Consider the following 19,136-nt stretch of genomic DNA (forward strand, 5'->3'; position numbering starts at 1 on the left):
CTTATTTCATATCGCGGCGTTCGCCGCATCTCGGCATAAGTAAAGACAGCGAATCGTGCGCAAGCGCCCATCGCTGTCTTCACTATGCCTATGCGCGGCTCATTGCTCGCGTAACTTTCCATTTACTTTATTTCCTCCGCAACCAATTCCGCCCACGCCACAGCAAATCCGGCTCTGTGGGCGACCCGTTGGGAGGCAATATGTGACATGCTTGTGCCGTAATAGGGAACGGCACCTTGAGCGATGATATCCTGCGCCAGAAGTCTTACCAGAGTAGAACCCACATGCATTCCGACAGCATGGGAATCAACATTGATACCAATCTGCCAGAACAGAGGACTGTCGGCACTGGCACCGGCCATGCCAAGGATCTGTCCGTCTTTTGCTGCGGCAATACCCAGAACATCCGGGGCATAGGGATCGAAGGCAAATGCCTCATCAAAGCGGTTGTCTTCCCGGAACTGCAGAATGGCATTTTGGTCATACCGAATCAAATCGAAGGCGAGAGCATCAGACGCATCTGGCAAAGAAATGCCAGAGGAAGGCATGACATCGGCTTCCGGCAGAAAAAAAGGATGCGCCTGCGCAACACGGAGGTGGAACGGCAACAGCAGTTCTTCTATTTCCCGAAGTCTTTTCGCATCGAAGAACCATTCACCGGTTACATCGGCATAACGCTTTCTACATTCTGCAACAATTTCTTCGGAACCGGTAAATAATAATTTCCCATTGACGACAGCAATTTTCAAGCCACGGATCAAAGCCTCCTGAAAGCGGCGGCGTCCTTCCTGTGGAGCATAAATTGAAAAATGGTTCTCCGAATCAGCAACATCTGCGGGACTACAGCAGTAATCCAGTGCCAGTTGACGAGACAATTCTTCTCCATACATAAATGTCGGAACTCCTTTCACAATGGACCGCATCGGACGGTTTGAATGCTCGAAAAAGCATTTCACGCAAAGGTTCAGAATGTCTGTGGCTCCCAACCCTTCATCACCCGTTCCACGGTATACTCCGCAGCTTCCGCATCCGTCAGTTGGTGGGAGAAGTCGGCGCGGGTGGCAGGGGAGGCACCGGGGCCGTAGGAGTTGTATTCTCCGTAGTAGAAGTGGTCGTGGGGCTTTTTCCAGTCCTGCCAGCCGGCGGGGTGGATATGTGCACCCAGTTCACAGTGCAGGAACACTGTCTTTGCCCATTCTCTCCAGGGACGTCCCAGATAGATGGAATTGGGCGGGCAGTCGCTCTCTAATTTGCATTCATGGAACACGTAGCCGTAGGGCTCTTCCTGCGGGGTGGAGGCAGCAGTCACATAGCCGTAGATTACTTCAGACTCCGGACTTTCCGGTGGAATCCGGTCTCCGGGCAGCTTGGAGAAGATCGTGCAATGCTCAAACCAGGCAATTCCACTGCCGAAGATGAAATCCACATCACCCTGGATAAAGCAATTTTCATAATAATGGCGTCCTATGGTCCGGGGCTTGAATTCTCCGGGACCCTTGAATCCGCCGGGCTGAGCCTCTTTTAATGGCAGGGGGGCATCGAAGATCGTATCCTGACTGCCTAAGAACCGGCAGTTATAAAAGGCATTGCGGTCACCGTCCACATAGACGGCCAGTGCCTGCCCTACGGTGTGGCCGTAGCCGGAATCGTTCTGGAAAGTCAGGTTTCTGGCGGTAAAGTCATGAGTGTCGATCCGGACGGAAGCAGTACGGAAGGTACCTCGCTTATCCCCCTCCGGCATGAGATCGAAGGCAGCATCTCCATAGACAAGGATCGTCTCGTCACCGCCGGTACCCTCAAAAGTAATATTCGGACGGGTGATTACCAGCTTTTCCCGATAAATTCCTTTACCGATATGCAGGATCACCGGCGGCAGCTCTGAAACGGGAGCCGGGAACTGCTTTCCGGATTCTGAGGCAGGAACATCCGGCAGGGAAGCCAATGCTTCTCCGATGGTGGCAAAAGAAGTGCCCGGAATTGTATTTCCGGACATATTTACATACAAATGAATTGTGTCTGACATAAATAGAATACCTATACCTTTCCGTACCTCCGCATTTTCAAGCCCATTTCTCCGCTTTGCTTCGGTCCGTGCTAAACATGTGCCACTGGCACATAATATATGCTTTAGTGCTTTGTATTATAGTACAATGTGAGGTACAAAATTGTGCGTAAAAAATAATTTTCAAATGATAACTTACAACAGCTTTTCAATTTTCAGATCCGGCTGGTCTGCCAGATTGATATATTCCTCGCCGTACTGTACTACAGGGCGGGACAATTTTTCCTTATTGATGTAAATGATTGTGACTTTTCGTCCATCGTTCAACAGACAACGGTTTTGCAGGCAGGAATTTACCACGTTTTCCAGGAAAGGAAGCAGAATGGAAACATCGTATTTCTGGAAGCCTTCCGTTTCGAACATTTCAATCACACAGAACGGACACAAAGGTCCTCTGTAACAGCGGGCTGCCGTCATGGCATCGTAGACATCCGCAATGGCTACCATCCGTGCATAAGGATCGATCTGGTTCCCTTTTAATTTCGCGGGGTAACCGCTGCCGTCACTACGTTCGTGGTGCATCAGAGCTGCATTTTTCACATGCACGTCCACATCCTGAGACTGCAGTAATTCATATCCCAGAGCAGGATGTTTTTTTACCGTGGCAAACTCTTCCTCGGACAGTCTGCCGGGCTTGGCGATGATGGAATAGGGAATCAGCATTTTGCCGATGTCATGGAACAGACCGCAGGCAGTAGCCAGTTCCACGTCTTCTTTCGGAAGCTTCAGCCATCCCGCCAGAATATTACAGATCAGTGCCACATTCAGACTGTGGGTATAGGTGGAATCATCGTATTCCCGCATATTTTGAAGCATATCCAGAATACTGATGCTGCCGGAATGATTCGAAACAATGGAAAGTGTGTTTTTCAGCAGAGTTTTCACATCCAGGGCTGTATTCTTCTGAACGACCAGATTCATATTTTCCCGGAAAAGTTCGACTTCATTCTCAAAATCTTCTTTAAACAGATGAAATTCCGGAGAACTTTTGATCCGTTCATAGTGGGAGGATTCCGTTTCAGAAAGATCCGATGCCGGGAGTACATCTTCGGCGAAGATTGTGAGAATACCGTACAGATCCAGCTTCGTGATGAGCTTGTCCGTGAGAACCGTGCCCTTCGGAATCAGAAGTTCATGATCCAGATTGTAGACATCTTCTGCAACAATCATTCCGGGAATCAATTGTGTGATGGATAATCTCTTCATAGACCGTAATCCTTGTGCCTTTCGGTAACCTGAAAATCATCAGGTGCTTTCGTAAATCTTACTTATTTCAATTATAATAATTTTTCCCCGGACTGTCAATTTTCCGGGACAGAATAGATGAAGAGAGCTGTTCATAAAATTTTTACAGTCTTTTCACGGCTCTGCAGGCACAGAAAGGTTGAAACATAGAGGAAAATCTGCTACAATAACCTTTGAATTATGCGAAGACCCATGGACATTTTATTGTCAAAAGGGTGCGGAAACGAGGAAAAAATGAGCGTTATTGAGAAGATATTTGGCACGCACAGTTCCAGAGAACTGAAGCGTATTGAACCTCTGGTAGACAAGATCGAGGCACTCCGCCCTGCGATGCAGGCACTTTCCGATGAGGAGCTGCGGGGGAAGACCGAAGAGTACAAGAAGCGTCTGACCGAGGGAGAGACTCTGGACGATCTGCTTCCGGAGGCTTATGCAACCGTGAGAGAGGCTGCAAAGCGTGTTCTGAACATGGAACACTACAGAGTACAGCTGATCGGTGGCATCATCCTGCATCAGGGACGTATCGCAGAGATGCGTACCGGTGAAGGTAAGACTTTGGTGTCTACCCTTCCCGCTTATCTGAATGCTTTGGAAGGCAAGGGTGTCCATGTTGTTACCGTCAATGACTATCTGGCGAAGCGTGATGCGGAGTGGATGGGTCAGGTACATGAGTTCCTGGGACTGAAGGTCGGCGTGGTACTGAACAGCATGACCTCCGAGGAGAGACAGGAAGCTTACAAGTGTGATATCACTTATGTTACCAACAACGAACTGGGATTTGATTATCTGCGTGATAATATGGTTATTTACAAGGAACAGCTGGTTCTGCGTGGATTGCATTATGCCATCATCGATGAGGTGGACTCTGTACTGATCGATGAAGCGAGAACTCCTCTGATCATTTCCGGACAGAGCGGCAAGTCTACCGCTTTATATGAAATGTGTGATCTGCTGGCACGTCAGATGAAGCGCGGTGATGATGTACAGGAACTGACCAAGATGGACGCCATTATGGGTGTGGTACAGGAAGAGACCGGAGACTTCGTAGTCAACGAGAAGGATAAGATCATTAACCTGACCGCAGCAGGTATGGAGAAGGTTGAGAGATTCTTCCACATTGATAACTTCGCTGATCCCGAGAACCTGGAGATCCAGCACAACATCATTCTGGCATTACGTGCCCATAATCTGATGTTCCGTGATAAGGATTATGTGGTAAAGGATGACCAGGTACTGATCGTCGATGAATTTACCGGACGTATCATGCCGGGACGCCGTTACTCCGACGGTCTGCATCAGGCAATCGAAGCAAAAGAGCATGTAAAGGTGAAGAGAGAAAGTAAGACGCTGGCATCCATTACCTTCCAGAATTTCTTTAACTTATTCGAGAAAAAGTGTGGTATGACCGGTACGGCTCTCACTGAGGAGACCGAGTTCCGTGAGATCTACGGCATGGATGTTGTTGTGATCCCTACGAACCGTCCCGTTATCCGTAAGGATCTGCAGGATGCTGTATACAAGACGAAGAGAGAGAAGCTGAACGCTATCGTGAATGCGGTAGAGGAAGCACACGCCACAGGACAGCCTGTACTGGTAGGTACGATCACTATCGAAGCCAGTGAGGAACTGAGCAGAATGCTGACCAAGTGCGGCATCCAGCACAAGGTATTGAATGCAAAATTCCATGAACTGGAAGCAGAGATCGTAGCCGATGCCGGTGTACACGGTGCGGTAACCATCGCTACCAACATGGCAGGCCGTGGTACGGATATCAAGCTGGATGATGAAGCGAGAGCCGCCGGCGGACTGAAGATCATCGGTACCGAGCGTCATGAGTCCAGACGTATTGATAATCAGCTGCGTGGTCGTTCCGGACGTCAGGGAGATCCCGGTGAGTCCAAGTTCTACATCTCTCTGGAGGACGATCTGATGAGACTGTTCGGTTCCGAGCGCCTGATCAGCATGTTCAATACCTTAGGCATCCCTGAGGGACAGGAGATCGAACACAAAGCATTGACCAATGCCATCGAATCTGCACAGAAGAAGATCGAGAGCAACAACTACGGTATCCGTAAGAATCTGTTAGAGTATGACCGCGTCATGAGTGAACAGAGAGAGATTATCTACGAGGAGCGTCTGCGGGTACTGAACGGCGAGAGCATGCGTGATGTGATCTACAAGATGATCACCGATATTACCGAGAACTGTGTAGATATCTGCATCAATGACGACGCAGATATCTCCGACTGGGATTTCAATGAGTTAAATACCCTGCTCATTCCTACGATCCCGTTACAGCCTCTGACACCGGAGCGTGTGAAGAAGCCCAAGAAGAACAGCTTAAAGCAGCAGTTAAAGGAAGAAGCTGTGAAGCTGTACGAAGCAAAAGAAGCCGAGTTCCCCGAACCGGAAGCCATCCGTGAGCTGGAGCGTGTGGTTCTGCTGAAGGTTATTGACCGTAAGTGGATGGATCACATCGACGACATGGAGCAGCTGCGTCAGGGCGTGGGCTTACAGGCATATGGTCAGAGAGATCCTCTGGTAGAGTACAAGATGAGCGGTTACGAGATGTTCGATGAGATGACTCAGAACATCCGGGAAGAGACTGTGAGACTTCTGTTCCATATCAAGATCGAACAGAAGGTAGAGCGTGAGCAGCAGGCGAAGATCACCGGAACGAACAAGGATGATTCCTTGCCGAAGGGACCTGTAAAGCGTGAAAATGCAAAGGTATATCCCAATGATCCCTGTCCTTGCGGCAGCGGCAAAAAATACAAGAACTGCTGCGGACGGAAAGCCTGATGCTTTCTGACAACAGTCGGAAGATAGTGCGGCAGCACGGAACAATCCTACCCAAGGTCTTTCACCCACCTATGAGCAAGCTCATGTGGGCTTAGACCTTTTGATCCTGGCATCATTAAAATAATAGAATAAGAAAGTGGGTGACGTTAAGTGGTTGAATTAGATCAGATGAAGACAGAAATCCTGTCCTACGAAACACCTTTAGCGGAAGTGAGGGATTCACTTTGACCTTGCTAACAAGGCAAAGCGGATCGAAGAAATGGAACGTGAGATGGAGGCTCCCGGATTCTGGGATGACCCGGAGCGTTCCAATCAGAAAATGAAAGAACTGAAGAACCTGAAGGATACTGTGGGAGAGTGCGACAAGCTTTCGACACAGTTCGATGACATCCTGACCTTGATCGATATGGGATATGAGGAAAACGATGCGTCTCTGATCCCTGAGATCCGTGAGGAGCTGGATGAATTCATCAGGGAATTCGACGAACTCAGGATCGGTACATTATTATCCGGAGAATATGACAAAAACAATGCGATCTTAAAGCTCAATGCCGGTGCCGGAGGTACCGAGAGCTGTGACTGGTGCGGCATGCTGTATCGTATGTATACCCGCTGGGCGGAGCGCAAGGGCTTTGCCATCGAAGTACTGGACTATCTGGATGGTGACGAAGCAGGTATCAAGTCAGTGACTTTTCAGGTCAACGGCCTGAATGCCTACGGCTACCTGAAATCCGAGAAGGGAGTACACCGTCTGGTGCGTATTTCCCCTTTCAATGCTCAGGGAAAACGTCAGACTTCCTTTGTATCGCTGGATGTTATGCCGGATATCGAGGGCGATCTGGATGTGGATATTGATGAGAAGGATCTGCGCATCGACACCTACCGAAGCAGCGGTGCCGGTGGCCAGCATATCAACAAGACCTCCTCTGCCATTCGTATCACCCATATTCCTACGGGAACCGTGGTACAATGTCAGAATGAGCGAAGCCAGTTCCAGAACAAGGATAAGGCAATGCAGATGCTGAAAGCCAAGCTGTATCTGTTAAAGCAGGAAGCAAATGCCGAGAAGCTGTCTGATATCCGCGGTGAGGTCAAGGAGATTGGCTGGGGTAACCAGATCCGCTCCTATGTATTACAGCCTTACACACTGGTCAAGGATCATCGTACCGATGTGGAGACCGGTAATGTGGACGCAGTACTGGACGGCGGACTGGATATCTTCATCAATGGCTATCTGAAATGGATCAGCGTGCAGGGAGATAAGAAGAACACAGAGAATTAACAAATTCAAGTTTGTAAATGACACATTCCAGAAGGAGTGAAAGCTTTCTGGAATGTGATTTTTTATAAGGGAGAAAATTACATATGAGAAACGAAAACAAAGAGACAAACCAGGGCAAAAAAGCGATAGGAGAGTCCATGGGCAGCAGAATTGTGCTTGCCCTGATCGTTGTGGCTGTGATAGTTACGGCGGCAAAAGTGATCCCTTTGGTCCGGAATCGGGTACAGACTTCCCAATATCCGGTGATCGAGCTGGCAGATCTGCAGGGAATGGAACTGGAGAGCTTAAGTGATGGAAAGTTCAGTTTCAGCTATCCGGCAGAAGACTGGGAAGTGTGGGAGCAGGTGACGACGGATTATCACCCGCTTACGATCTTCTATAAAGGGACAGCGGATGACGGCTCCACAAGTATCTCGGTGGCGGAGAATGACACCGTGGTCACACAGTTGAAACCGGAACTTCTGCAGGTAATGTTGGATGGCTTAAAAGAACAGGCTCCTTATATGGTGATAAAGGAAAGTGAAATGCGCAGTATGGAAGGTACACCGGTGTTCTATCTGGAGGACAATATGTCACTGACCCAGGAAGGACTGGATATGATGGTAGATACCGGCGCGTGGACAGAGGAAACGATAGAAGCCATGGGCGGCCGTGAGGCACTTTTAAGTAACAATATTGCTTCGGACCAGATTCAGATCTATCAGTTGAAAAATGGAAAAATTTATGTGTATACCGGAAATTATACGGATGATGCGCAGAAAGATATGGTACTGGACACCATCACGGTGATAGCACAGACAATAAAGAGCACAGGCAATTAATGCCTGTGCTCGCAGACTGTAGACAAAGCTCCTTCCTGTGAGGGAGCTTTTCTTGTGTCATGACTGCAAAAATTATGTACTTACAAGCATATAAGAAGTAGTGAAAATGCCGTATTTACGGGACTTTTCACTACTTTTTTGGTATAATGAAAGTATCAAAATAAAGGCGGTGTTTCCTATGATGACACAGAATGCAGATAAGAAAAGAGAGCAGATTCAGATGTTCTGCATGGATGACCTTGTTCCGCAGGATCATCTGCTGCGCCTGATTGACCAGGCAATCGACTGGAGTTTTATCTATGATCTTGTGATCGATAAATACAGTGCAGACAATGGCCGCCCCAGCATGGATCCGGTCATGCTCATTAAAATTCCATTCATCCAGTATCTGTACGGCATCCGAAGTATGCGCCAGACAGTAAAAGAAATCGAAGTCAATGTCGCATACCGATGGTTCCTCGGTCTGGAAATGATGGACAAGGTTCCCCATTTCTCTACGTTTGGAAAGAATTATACCAGACGCTTTAAGGATACTGATCTTTTTGAACAGATCTTTTCCCGTATCCTGCAGGAATGCTATAAATACAGACTGATTGATCCTTCCGAGGTCTTCGTGGATGCCACCCATGTAAAAGCACGGGCAAACAGCAAAAAGATGCGGAAACGGATTGCAGATGAGGAAGCACTGTTCTTCGAAGAGCAGTTAAAGAAGGAAATCAACGAAGACCGGGAAGCGCATGGGAAAAAGCCTCTGAAAGAAAAGAAGGAAGATCCCAAAGATCCCCCCTCCTGTGGTGGCAGCTCTGATGGAAAAGAAGAAAAAACGGTCAAGGAAAGTACAACGGATCCGGAAAGCGGATGGTTCCGAAAGGGTGAACATAAAAATGTTTTTGCGTATTCCGTGCAGACAGCCTGTGACAAAAACGGATGGATTCTGGGTTATAGTGTAAATCCCGGCAACCAGCATGACAGCCGGACATTTAAATCCCTGTATGATAAGATAAAAGACATTGGCATTCAGACACTGGTAGCCGATGCAGGATACAAAACACCAGCGATAGCAAAGTTACTTCTGGATGATGGTATCACACCGCTTCTACCGTATAAACGCCCCATGACCAAAGATGGTTTTTTCAAAAAAGCCGAGTATGTGTATGATGAATATTTTGACTGCTATGTATGCCCGAATGATCAGGTGCTGGCTTATCATACGACGAACCGTTCCGGATACCGGGAATACAAGAGCTGCGGAATCGTCTGTGAAGGATGTCCATATCTGAAGCAGTGCACAGAAAGCAGGGATCATGTGAAGGTAGTGACCCGGCATATCTGGGAGCCGTACATGGAAAAGTGTGAGGATATCCGGCATACGATTGGGATGAAGGAAGTGTATGCGCAACGGAAAGAGACCGTAGAGCGCCTCTTCGGAACAGCAAAAGAAAACCACGGATTCCGCTATACACAGATGATAGGAAAAGCCCGGATGGAAATGAAAGTCGGGCTTACGTTTGCCTGCATGAATCTGAAAAAACTGGCAAAGATGATAGCCAGGAAGGGAAAAAGGGGAGCCCAAAAGTGTTTATTATTGATCAAGTACACACTTTTTGAACCGAAAACAAGAAAAACGCTTCTGGAGTGCTGACCAAAAGCGTTTTGTCTACAGTCTGAGAGCACAGGCAATTAATGCCTGTGCTCGTTCTGCATCAGATCCAGAAAATATAAGGTCTGGGTCATGTTCATATATGGCACCAGCCACAGAGTTCCGATACCGAAGCTCAGCAAACACAGAAATCCCAGCGGCAGGAAACTCATTTGTAAGCAGAACAGCTCCCATTTATGTCCTTTCATAATACGGAAGCTTAATTTCATCAGCTCCATAGCGCTATACTGGGGAAAATCCAACAGTAAATAGTAAGCCTGGGATAAACCAAGGGATAACGGAATATAGATACACATACCGATGACCATAAGCACAATGCACAGGATTGCCATGGTTATGGCGTCAAAGCCCTTCCCTGACCGCAGGAGAAAATAGCAGATATCAAGCGGAAGTGTACATGCCGTATTCAGCAGGATCAGTACTGCGGAGATCCCGAGCGATTTTTTGAATAAGTATTTGAAGCCGTAGAACAGATTGGCAGTTACAGCAGGTCTGCTGCAGGCAGTATTCAGATAAAATAATGTGATGCCGGTCTGAAATACTCCGGTGAAAATCGACAATAAAGTCGTACAGGCTGTCAAAAGCAGATATTCCGCCAGAGATGTCTCTGCGCTTCCCCCCATAAGTGTCCGTACGGTAAGGATCATAGTGAAGGTCATGCTGACGGCAAAGGTGAGGGAAAATACGATCAGACTCCGGCAGATGGACAGCAGGATGGCATTGCCGTAATGCCCTGCCATCTGATCTCTGGCTTTTTCTTTGAGTTGGGCTCTGGATGCATATTGTATCATAGAAATCCTCTTTTCTTTTTATTATTGCGTTCTATTGGTTATTCCGGCTGCTCCGGGTTTTGATTTCGTAACTGCAGAATGCATCGGAAAACATAGGCATGTCTTACAGGTAAGATTGCCAGAATTCTTCCATATCGACACCGTACATCTGCTGGTACATCTGATCCAGCATATTCATATAAGAAGGATCTGTGAATACCGTGACAATGCTGCTGACCGTTATGAAGATACCGAGTGCCAGTCCCACACAGGACAGCCAGATCCCGGCAACACACATATTGTTCATGCGTTGCCCTCTTTTCCGGGTGAGCAATGCAAAGAGAATGCCCAGAGCACCGGCGGGAATGGACAGCAGTCCCGTGCAGCATAATACCAGGGAACAGATGCCGCAGACCATAGAAGCGATCGACAAACCCCTGTATTTTGGATCGATCTGTGGTATATTTTGATTCATTTCGTTATTCTGATTCTGATTATAATCCATAGAAAGCCTCATTTCCGGGCGACATATGGTGAATTTGTCTGCCGCGCTTATATTAAGTACTGTACCATCTTTTTCTGTAATAAGCAAATGAAATAAGAATGAAAAGATTGAGAAAACTTCCGATTTCCAGTATAATATACCCATGCGCAAAACAAAATGGCAACAGGCCATCAGGAGGAACTATGGATATTATACAGAAAATCAAAGAAGAACTTCAGGTAGAAAAATGGCAGGTGGAAGCTGCGGTGAAGCTGATCGATGAGGGAAATACCATCCCTTTCATCTCCCGTTACCGTAAGGAGGCCACCGGATCTCTGAACGACGAGCAGCTGCGTAATCTCGATGAGAGACTGACCTATCTGAGAAGTCTGGAAGATAAAAAGGAGCAGGTGCTGAAGAGCATCGAGGAACAGGGAAAACTTACCGATGAGTTAAAGGAGAAGATTCTGGCAGCCCAGACGCTGGTAGTGGTAGAGGATCTGTACCGCCCCTATCGTCCCAAGAGAAAGACCCGTGCCAGTATTGCAAAGGAGAAGGGTCTGGAACCTCTGGCAGAATATATTCTGCGCCAGGAGGCAACAGAACCGGTGCTTAACGAGGCAGCAAAGTATGTTTCCGAAGAAAAAGAAGTAAAGACCCCGGAGGAAGCATTGCAGGGAGCACAGGATATTATTGCCGAGATGATCTCCGACGATGCGGATCATCGTCTTTACATCCGCAATATCACCGTAGAGGAAGGCATTGTGACCGGTACGGCGAAGGATGAGAAGGCTCAGAGTGTCTACGAGATGTATTACAATTTCGAAGAGCCTGTGAAGAAGATCGCAGGTCACAGAGTATTGGCATTGAACCGTGGAGAGGCAGAAAAAGTACTGACTGTTAAAGTCAATGCACCGGAGGAACGTATTCTGCGTTATCTGGAGAAAAAGCTGATCACGAAGGAAAATGAATATACTACACCGGTAATCTGTGCCGCAGCGGAAGACAGCTACGATCGTTTAATAGCACCCGCTATTGAAAGAGAGATCCGTAACGATCTGACAGAAAAGGCAGAGGATGGAGCGATCAATGTCTTCGGTAAAAATTTAGAGCAGCTGTTGCTGCAGCCTCCTATCGCAGGCAAAGTGGTCTTAGGCTGGGATCCGGCATTCCGTACCGGATGTAAGCTGGCGGTAGTGGATGCTACCGGAAAAGTGTTGGATACGAAGGTAATCTATCCTACCGCACCGCAGAATAAGGTGGAGGAGTCCAAAGCTGAACTGAAGAAACTGATCAAAAAATATAATGTGGATTTAATTTCCGTAGGAAACGGTACAGCCTCCAGAGAGTCCGAGCAGGTAATCGTAGAACTGTTGAAGGAACTGGATCGTCCGGTACAGTATGTGATCGTCAACGAGGCAGGTGCTTCCGTATACTCCGCAAGTAAGCTGGCGACAGAAGAGTTTCCCAATTTTGACGTGGGACAGCGAAGTGCTGCATCCATCGCCAGAAGATTACAGGATCCCCTGGCAGAGCTGGTGAAGATCGATCCCAAGTCCATCGGTGTCGGCCAGTATCAGCACGACATGAACCAAAAGAAATTAAGCGATGCCTTAAGCGGCGTGGTGGAGGACAGTGTAAACAAGGTCGGTGTGGATCTGAATACTGCGTCCGCATCCCTTCTGGAATATGTCTCCGGCATTAACAAGACTATTGCGAAGAATATTGTAGATTACCGAGAAAATAACGGGCGTTTTGTAAGCAGAAAGCAGTTGTTAAAGGTGCCGAAGCTGGGACCTAAGGCATATGAGCAGTGTGCCGGTTTCTTACGGATCCCGGATGGTAAGAATCCTCTGGATGCCACCAGCGTTCATCCTGAATCCTACGAAGCAGCGGAGCAGCTGATGGCGAAGCTGGGACTGACAATGGAGGACATTAAGGAAGCCCAGAAACAGGCGGCAGTTAAGAAAGCTTCCGGCAAGAGCGGGGCACAGGCTTCCGGACAGAAGAACGGCAGTAATGCAGCCAATACAGCAAAGAAACGGGAAGAGCAGAAAGGTAAGACCGTAAGAGTGCATAATACCAATACCGCTATGGGCAAGGCTCTGGCAGCGGCCATGGGTGGTGTGAGCTTTGATAATTCTGCAGAAACTTCTACAAAGAAAAATGCACCGGCAGTACAGAATGCATCAAATGATGCAAAAGATATTTCCGGACTGGAAAAGCGTATTAAGAATAAGAAACTGCTGGCAGAAGAGCTGGGAATCGGCGAGATCACGCTGACAGATATCCTGAAGGAACTGGAGAAGCCGGGCAGAGATCCCAGAGACGATATGCCGAAGCCGATCCTGCGCAGTGATGTTCTGGATATGAAGGATTTAAAGCCCGGCATGATTCTGAAAGGAACCGTGCGTAATGTCATTGACTTTGGTGTGTTCGTGGATATCGGTGTCCATCAGGACGGACTGGTGCACATCTCCCAGATCACCGACCGCTATATCAAGCATCCGCTGGAAGCTGTCAGCGTCGGAGATATTGTGGATGTGCAGGTATTGACTGTGGATGTGGCGAAGAAACGTATCGGTCTGACCATGAAGATCCAGAAGCAGTAATGTTATGACCCGCCCCGATATGAGCATAAAAGTGGGATGATAATCCCACGATATGCGAATAGAGGGCAGGGTGCTATGTGCCAGTGGCACATGTTTAGCACGGACCGAAGCGGAGCGGAGAAGTGGGAATGCGTAGCACGGAACAATCTGCAGGCATCAAAGTCGGGGGCTTTTGACCCCAACATCGTATTATCATAAGAAGAAAGAGGGATAACACAGCAAAATGTTATTCCTCTTTCTTCTTATGATTTTATAACCAATAACACCAAACGATACGAAAAGTGAAATAGATCTTTATTATGCCTTATGACCTGTTTTGATAATAGGGCTTAAAGGCTTGTAGATGAGCAGTGTCACAACAGAGACCAGCGTTCCCTTGATGAGATTCATGGGAGCCACACATGCCACCACGAAGCTTACAATGCTGCCTTCCTTTGCCAGCGGATTGACTTCGGTACCCATTGCCAGGATGGCATCCAGAGGCATTCCGTAGAACTTGGAGAAGGCGGGAAGCAGATATACGGCATTGAATGCGGTACCGAATATCGTCATGACCAGTGTACCGGCAATGCAGGCAAGGATGGCGTTTTTCTTAGTTTTCTTAAAGGAATACACAGCGGAGGCAGGGATGATCAGGCTGCAGCCCACTACGAAATTCGCCAGATCGCCGATGAAAGCGGTAGAGGTACCTTTTATGCACAGCTTCAGCAGTATCTTCACGAATTCCATCATGACACCTGCTACGGGACCGAAAGCAAAGGAACCGACTAAGATCGGCAGCTCACTGAAGTCCATTTTATAGAAGCCGGGGGCAAAAAAGATGGGGAAGTCCAGCACATGCAGGATCATGGCGATGGCGGAAAACATACCGATCATGGCAAGCTTTCTGGTGTTGAAGATCGGCTCAGAAACTCCGTTTTTCTTCTGGGCACTCTTTTCCAGCACCACAGCCACCAGGAAACACCCCACGATGACCGCTAGGAAGATGACTACATAGGCCACATTTTCAGTTACAGTTTGCATTAGTTTGTTCATTTCAGAACTCCTTTCCTATGAGAAAATCAAGGAAAGTCTTCAAAAAAAGCCCCGGAATACAAGCTTCCGGGGCATGGGTATCACAAAAAAATATAAGTGATACGTCTTCTTTCATCCAGACTGTACTGTTGGTTCCGGATTCACACCGGATCAGCCGCAGAATGCATCTGCGGGTCGCGGACTTAAGGATGACCTATTACCGCCAGTAGGGAATTGCACCCAACCCTGAAGAACTTTACCTTATGCATGGAATATAACACTTTGTGAACATATTGTCAATATAGAAAATCTTTAGAATTTTCCCAACATTTTTTTCGGATTTCCCTGTTATAGTAGCTGTACTAACTATTCAGAACCGCATGCGCAAAATCGCCCTTCCAGAGCTTTCCTTTTGCATGACTCTGAATAGTTGCAAATACTTATAGAAATGTGTTGACACTCAATAGATATTATTGTATTATGCAAACAGTACAGTGACACAATGAAGAATACACAGAAAATGTATCATGAAATGGGAGTATGTGAGGAATGAGTGCATTAGTAGAGATCAAAGATGTGTGCAAGGTTTACAATCCTGGGGAAAATGAGGTGCGGGCATTGGATCATGTGAGCCTGACCATCGACGAACAGGAATTTGTGGCCATCATCGGACATTCCGGAAGCGGTAAGTCCACGCTGATGAATATGCTGGGATGCCTGGATGTGCCCACCAGTGGAGAATATTGGCTCCATGGACAGGATGTATCCGCATTGACAGACGATGAACTGTCGGATATCCGCAACCGGGAGATCGGCTTTATTTTCCAGGGATTCAATCTGATCCCCAATCTGACTGCGGTGGAAAATGTAGAACTGCCACTGATCTACCGGGGAGTATCCAGAAGTGTACGGCAGGAGCTTTCCAGAGAAGCACTGAAAAAGGTGGGACTGGAACACCGTATGGATCATAAGCCTTCGGAGATGTCGGGAGGACAACAGCAGAGAGTGGCCATTGCCCGAGCTATTGCTCAGGCACCACCGGTGATCCTGGCGGATGAACCTACCGGCAATCTGGACTCCAATTCCACAAAAGAGATCATGGATATTCTGAAAGGTTTACATAATGAGGGAAGAACAGTCATCCTGATTACCCATGACAATGATATTGCGGCACAGGCAAAACGGGTGATCAAGATCAAGGACGGCAAAGTGGAATCCGATTCCGGACAGATCGTTCCGGTGGAGGAGCTGCAGACAGCAGGAGCGTAGTGGAAAATAAATCTTTCACATGCAATGCCATGCCACCGGTCACGGCTAACAAATTATGAAAAGATAAGAGTATGAATGAATATAGAAAGGATCATAAGTGAGGGATCATGGAACAGCAGGAAAAAACAGAACAGGCACTGAGTGCTAAAAAAATCAAGGAAATGAAGAAAGCAGAAAAGAGAAAGCAAAAAGAAGCAAAAAAGGAACAGAAGGCAAAGAACCCAAGCAAAAAGCGTAAAAAAGCACCTGTTATTATTGCGGCTATCATAATTGTACTGATCGTGATACGCATGGTAAGCTGTGCGTTTTCCGGCAATGCTGGAGTGATGGTAAGCACCACTAATGCATTTCGCGGAGACATCGAAGAAAATGTCAGCACCAGCGGAAAAGTAGCCAGTGAGGAAAAGACCGTTTTATTTGCTCCGGTCAGCGGAAGATTAAGCGAGATCAATGTGGCAGCCGGAGATGCCGTCAAGGCAGGAGATGTCCTGATGACCTACGACATGGATCAGATGGAACAGCGCCTGCAGGAGGCGTCCTTACAGCAGGATAAGAGTAATGCTTCTTATAACAGTACTATGACAGAGAACAGCAAAAGTACAGCAAAACTGAATGAGGCCAATACCAATCTAGCAGTGTTGGATCAGCAGCTTACCGATTACAAGGCATATCTCAAGGAACTGCAGGATAAACTGAGTACGAGCCAGAGGGAGACCCAGAGACAGTTGTCTGAGGAGAGCTACGATCTGAGCAGAAAAGCGGCAGACCTAAACAAAGAACTGCAGGACGGTGTGACAGCAGAACGGGCCAAGGAAATCAATAAGGAATTACAGGATATCAGCAGCAGTCAGGCCAGAAATTCTTACGTGCAGTCTATTGCTAATTCCAGTGATTATGTAGTGAGTATGCAGAATGAGATCGCTACCGTGCAGGAGCATATTACGGAATGTGAAAATTACAAGGCCGAGATGCAGAGCCAGAAGGGCAGCAGTGAGGGAACGATCCTGAATGGCTATCAGTCGCAAGCCTATGCGGCAGATAAGGATCTGGCACAGCTGACCTATCAGGAGGCACAGGAACAGTACGATGCGGCGAAAAAAGGAATTGTTGCGGACTTTGACGGTATTGTAACGGAGTGTACCGGTGTCTCCGGAGCCAGCGTAACAGAAGGAGCACAGCTGATCACACTGGAGAGCAGCCAGAATGTGAAGGTTTCCTTTGATGCTTCCAAGTCCGATGTGGCAAAACTTGCCATCGGGCAGAAAGTAGATATTACCATCTCCGGCAATAAATACGAAGGCGAGATCAGTAAGATCAATCGTATGGCAACACTGAACGCATCCAATACGCCCATGGTAGGGGTAGAAGTACATCTGACCAACCCGGATGACAAGATCATCCTCGGACTGGATGCTAAGCTGACCGTACATACCAACAGTGCACAGGATACATTGTTGATCCCGGTAGAAGCGATCAATGCGGATAAAAATGGAGATTTCCTCTATGTGATCGAGAACGGCATGGTAGTCAAGAGGGCAATTACCTGCGGAATCTCCTCCGATGAATACACAGAGGTCCTGGAGGGTATTACTGAGGAAGACCAGATCATAGTGAACAGCCTCGCGGGTATCAGCCTGGAGGAGGGCATGGCAGTAACGGCTGTGCCCATGGAACAGTAGGAGGCGGATCCATGACACAAGTATGGGAATACATCAAAATTGCATTGATGAATATCCGCAGTAATAAAGGACGTTCGATCCTGACCATGCTGGGCATTATCATAGGAATCTCTTCGGTGATCATGATCATTTCCATAGGTAATGGCGTGAAAAGTGGGATCAACGGAGAACTGAATTCTATGGCGGGCGGCCAGATCGCAGTATATAGTAGTAACACCGCGGAAAACGGAACAGAGGTGGTATTCACGGAAGAGGATATGGATGCCATTCTGGAGAAAGTTCCAAATGTCAAGGCGGTAACACCGTCCTGGAGTTTCAGCGGAAGCGCCACCGGCAGAAAGGGAACTTTTGATGCTGCTGCAACTTTCGGTAAGGCGGGACTGGAATATTCGAGCCAGGATCCGATCATCAAGGGACGTTATTTTACCGATTCGGATTATTATACGGCGAATAAAGTCTGTGTCATTACAGAGAGCAGCGCGAAAACGCTGTTTGGTAATACCAATGTGATCGGAATGAGTTTTGATTATACGTTGTATGGAGTGACACAGGAATTTACGATTGTTGGTATTCGTAAGGACAACGCATCGAAACTTTTCGGAATGGGAGGAACCGGTACAGTGACCATGGAGGCACCCATCTCCACGATATCGGACGGATATGGATTCTATGTGGAGTATACGGATCTGCTGATCGTCAGTGATGGTGCGGACAATGCCTCTCAGGTGGCGAAGGATGTGGTGAGATTGTTGGAGAACCGCCACGGTGTCAGAGGACAGAACGCCATCTTAGTACAGAACTTTAATGATATTATGAGCCAGATGGATCAGATCTTAAGCTACATCACCATTTTCGTGGTATTTGTGGCAGCCATCTCCCTGCTGGTGGGTGGTATCGGCGTTATGAACATTATGCTGGTATCCGTGACAGAGCGTACCAGAGAGATCGGTATCCGGAAATCTCTGGGAGCCAGGACCGGGTCCATCCTGTTACAGTTTCTGTCGGAATCCGCCATCATTACCCTGCTGGGCGGCCTGATCGGTATCCTGATCGGTGTGGCAGGAGCCTTCGGAATCTGCAGCCTGATTGGATTTACTGCAAAGGTGAGTGTGGGTACGGTGCTGGGAGCCAGTATGTTCTCCTCGGCTGTAGGTATTTTCTTTGGAATTTATCCGGCGAAAAAGGCAGCGAAATTAAGCCCTATCGAAGCATTACGGCATGAATAATATGTGATAAAAGTTAAATCATAATTAAACAAAACGTAAACTATAAGAACCGCAGGTCACAGATATTGGAATCCCTGCGGTTCTTTACTTGCTTTTTTATGGGAAAAAATTTATAATGTTCTCTATAGTATGCAATCCTATGCGCAGTCGCCGGATGGTGGGGATGGGATTATAATAGCAAGTAACTATGCAGTCACATTATTATAAGGA

At 47.6% G+C, this 19,136-nt stretch carries 14 protein-coding genes, 1 pseudogene and 1 riboswitch; of the genes and pseudogenes, 8 read left to right on the top strand and 7 right to left on the bottom strand.

Annotated elements, in window-relative coordinates; genetic code table 11:
- Positions 1 to 122: 122 nt before the first annotated feature.
- The 3 genes from ACLTOH_RS13865 to ACLTOH_RS13875 all read right to left on the bottom strand — a co-directional run bounded on the left by ACLTOH_RS13865 (position 123) and on the right by ACLTOH_RS13875 (position 3,268).
- A complete protein-coding gene (locus tag ACLTOH_RS13865) occupies positions 123 to 890 on the bottom strand; it encodes a GNAT family N-acetyltransferase (protein WP_022312113.1) in 768 nt (255 codons plus the stop codon).
- A gap of 74 nt (positions 891 to 964) precedes the next feature.
- Positions 965 to 2,023, bottom strand: a complete 1,059-nt coding sequence (locus ACLTOH_RS13870) for a pectinesterase family protein (RefSeq protein ID WP_022312112.1) — start codon at positions 2,021 to 2,023, stop codon at positions 965 to 967.
- A gap of 174 nt (positions 2,024 to 2,197) precedes the next feature.
- A complete protein-coding gene (locus ACLTOH_RS13875) occupies positions 2,198 to 3,268 on the bottom strand; it encodes an HD-GYP domain-containing protein (protein ID WP_022312111.1) in 1,071 nt (356 codons plus the stop codon).
- Between the two features lie 273 nt (positions 3,269 to 3,541).
- Between ACLTOH_RS13875 and secA the strand changes: the two genes are divergently transcribed.
- The 4 genes from secA to ACLTOH_RS13895 all read left to right on the top strand — a co-directional run bounded on the left by secA (position 3,542) and on the right by ACLTOH_RS13895 (position 9,854).
- Positions 3,542 to 6,109: a preprotein translocase subunit SecA gene (gene secA, locus ACLTOH_RS13880; protein WP_337414931.1), complete on the top strand. Its 2,568-nt coding sequence runs from the start codon at positions 3,542 to 3,544 to the stop codon at positions 6,107 to 6,109.
- 150 nt (positions 6,110 to 6,259) lie between these two features.
- Positions 6,260 to 7,391, top strand: a protein-coding gene (prfB, locus tag ACLTOH_RS13885) for a peptide chain release factor 2 (protein WP_118539859.1) whose coding sequence is annotated in 2 segments (ribosomal slippage) — positions 6,260 to 6,334 and positions 6,336 to 7,391 — 1,131 coding nt in all. Because the reading frame shifts where the segments join, the coding sequence is not laid out codon by codon here.
- Between the two features lie 83 nt (positions 7,392 to 7,474).
- Positions 7,475 to 8,212: a hypothetical protein gene (locus ACLTOH_RS13890; protein ID WP_022152925.1), complete on the top strand. Its 738-nt coding sequence runs from the start codon at positions 7,475 to 7,477 to the stop codon at positions 8,210 to 8,212.
- Positions 8,213 to 8,390: 178 nt separating this feature from the next.
- Entirely contained in the window at positions 8,391 to 9,854 is a 1,464-nt protein-coding gene (locus ACLTOH_RS13895; RefSeq protein WP_412222068.1) for an IS1182 family transposase, read from the top strand.
- 38 nt (positions 9,855 to 9,892) lie between these two features.
- On the opposite strand, the gene ACLTOH_RS13900 is transcribed toward ACLTOH_RS13895, so the two are convergent.
- Both ACLTOH_RS13900 and ACLTOH_RS13905 read right to left on the bottom strand, forming a co-directional pair.
- A complete protein-coding gene (locus tag ACLTOH_RS13900; protein WP_412224265.1) occupies positions 9,893 to 10,663 on the bottom strand; it encodes a DUF975 family protein in 771 nt (256 codons plus the stop codon).
- A gap of 103 nt (positions 10,664 to 10,766) precedes the next feature.
- Positions 10,767 to 11,147 carry a DUF4190 domain-containing protein gene (locus ACLTOH_RS13905; RefSeq protein WP_227733994.1) on the bottom strand — a complete coding sequence of 127 codons (381 nt, stop codon included), beginning with the start codon at positions 11,145 to 11,147 and terminating at the stop codon, positions 10,767 to 10,769.
- A 182-nt stretch (positions 11,148 to 11,329) separates the two neighbouring features.
- On the opposite strand from ACLTOH_RS13905, the gene ACLTOH_RS13910 reads away from it, so the two are divergent.
- The gene (locus ACLTOH_RS13910; protein ID WP_337630822.1) at positions 11,330 to 13,738 is read left to right on the top strand and encodes a Tex family protein; all 2,409 of its coding nucleotides are present in this window, start codon (positions 11,330 to 11,332) and stop codon (positions 13,736 to 13,738) included.
- Here the strand turns inward: ACLTOH_RS13910 and ACLTOH_RS13915 are convergent.
- Positions 13,647 to 13,923 (bottom strand): annotated as a pseudogene (locus tag ACLTOH_RS13915) (hypothetical protein). The gene ACLTOH_RS13910 and the pseudogene ACLTOH_RS13915 sit on opposite strands and share 92 nt — an antisense overlap.
- A 112-nt stretch (positions 13,924 to 14,035) precedes the next feature.
- The gene (locus tag ACLTOH_RS13920; RefSeq protein ID WP_022313088.1) at positions 14,036 to 14,773 is read right to left on the bottom strand and encodes an ECF transporter S component; all 738 of its coding nucleotides are present in this window, start codon (positions 14,771 to 14,773) and stop codon (positions 14,036 to 14,038) included.
- A 99-nt stretch (positions 14,774 to 14,872) separates the two neighbouring features.
- Positions 14,873 to 15,010, bottom strand: a riboswitch (FMN riboswitch).
- 291 nt (positions 15,011 to 15,301) lie between these two features.
- On the opposite strand from ACLTOH_RS13920, the gene ACLTOH_RS13925 reads away from it, so the two are divergent.
- The 3 genes from ACLTOH_RS13925 (at position 15,302) to ACLTOH_RS13935 (ending at position 18,926) form a co-directional block, all read left to right on the top strand.
- Positions 15,302 to 16,021 (top strand): ABC transporter ATP-binding protein, encoded by a 720-nt coding sequence (locus tag ACLTOH_RS13925; protein WP_022313089.1) that lies wholly within the window; start codon positions 15,302 to 15,304, stop codon positions 16,019 to 16,021.
- Positions 16,022 to 16,128: 107 nt separating this feature from the next.
- On the top strand, positions 16,129 to 17,700 hold the full coding sequence (locus ACLTOH_RS13930) for an efflux RND transporter periplasmic adaptor subunit (RefSeq protein ID WP_412222578.1): 1,572 nt from the start codon (positions 16,129 to 16,131) through the stop codon (positions 17,698 to 17,700).
- A gap of 11 nt (positions 17,701 to 17,711) precedes the next feature.
- Positions 17,712 to 18,926 (top strand): ABC transporter permease, encoded by a 1,215-nt coding sequence (locus ACLTOH_RS13935; RefSeq protein ID WP_412224266.1) that lies wholly within the window; start codon positions 17,712 to 17,714, stop codon positions 18,924 to 18,926.
- Positions 18,927 to 19,136 lie beyond the last annotated feature (210 nt).

Origin of the sequence: Waltera sp. (genome assembly GCF_046969025.1) — a bacterium.
Classification (GTDB): domain Bacteria; phylum Bacillota; class Clostridia; order Lachnospirales; family Lachnospiraceae; genus Acetatifactor; species Acetatifactor acetigignens.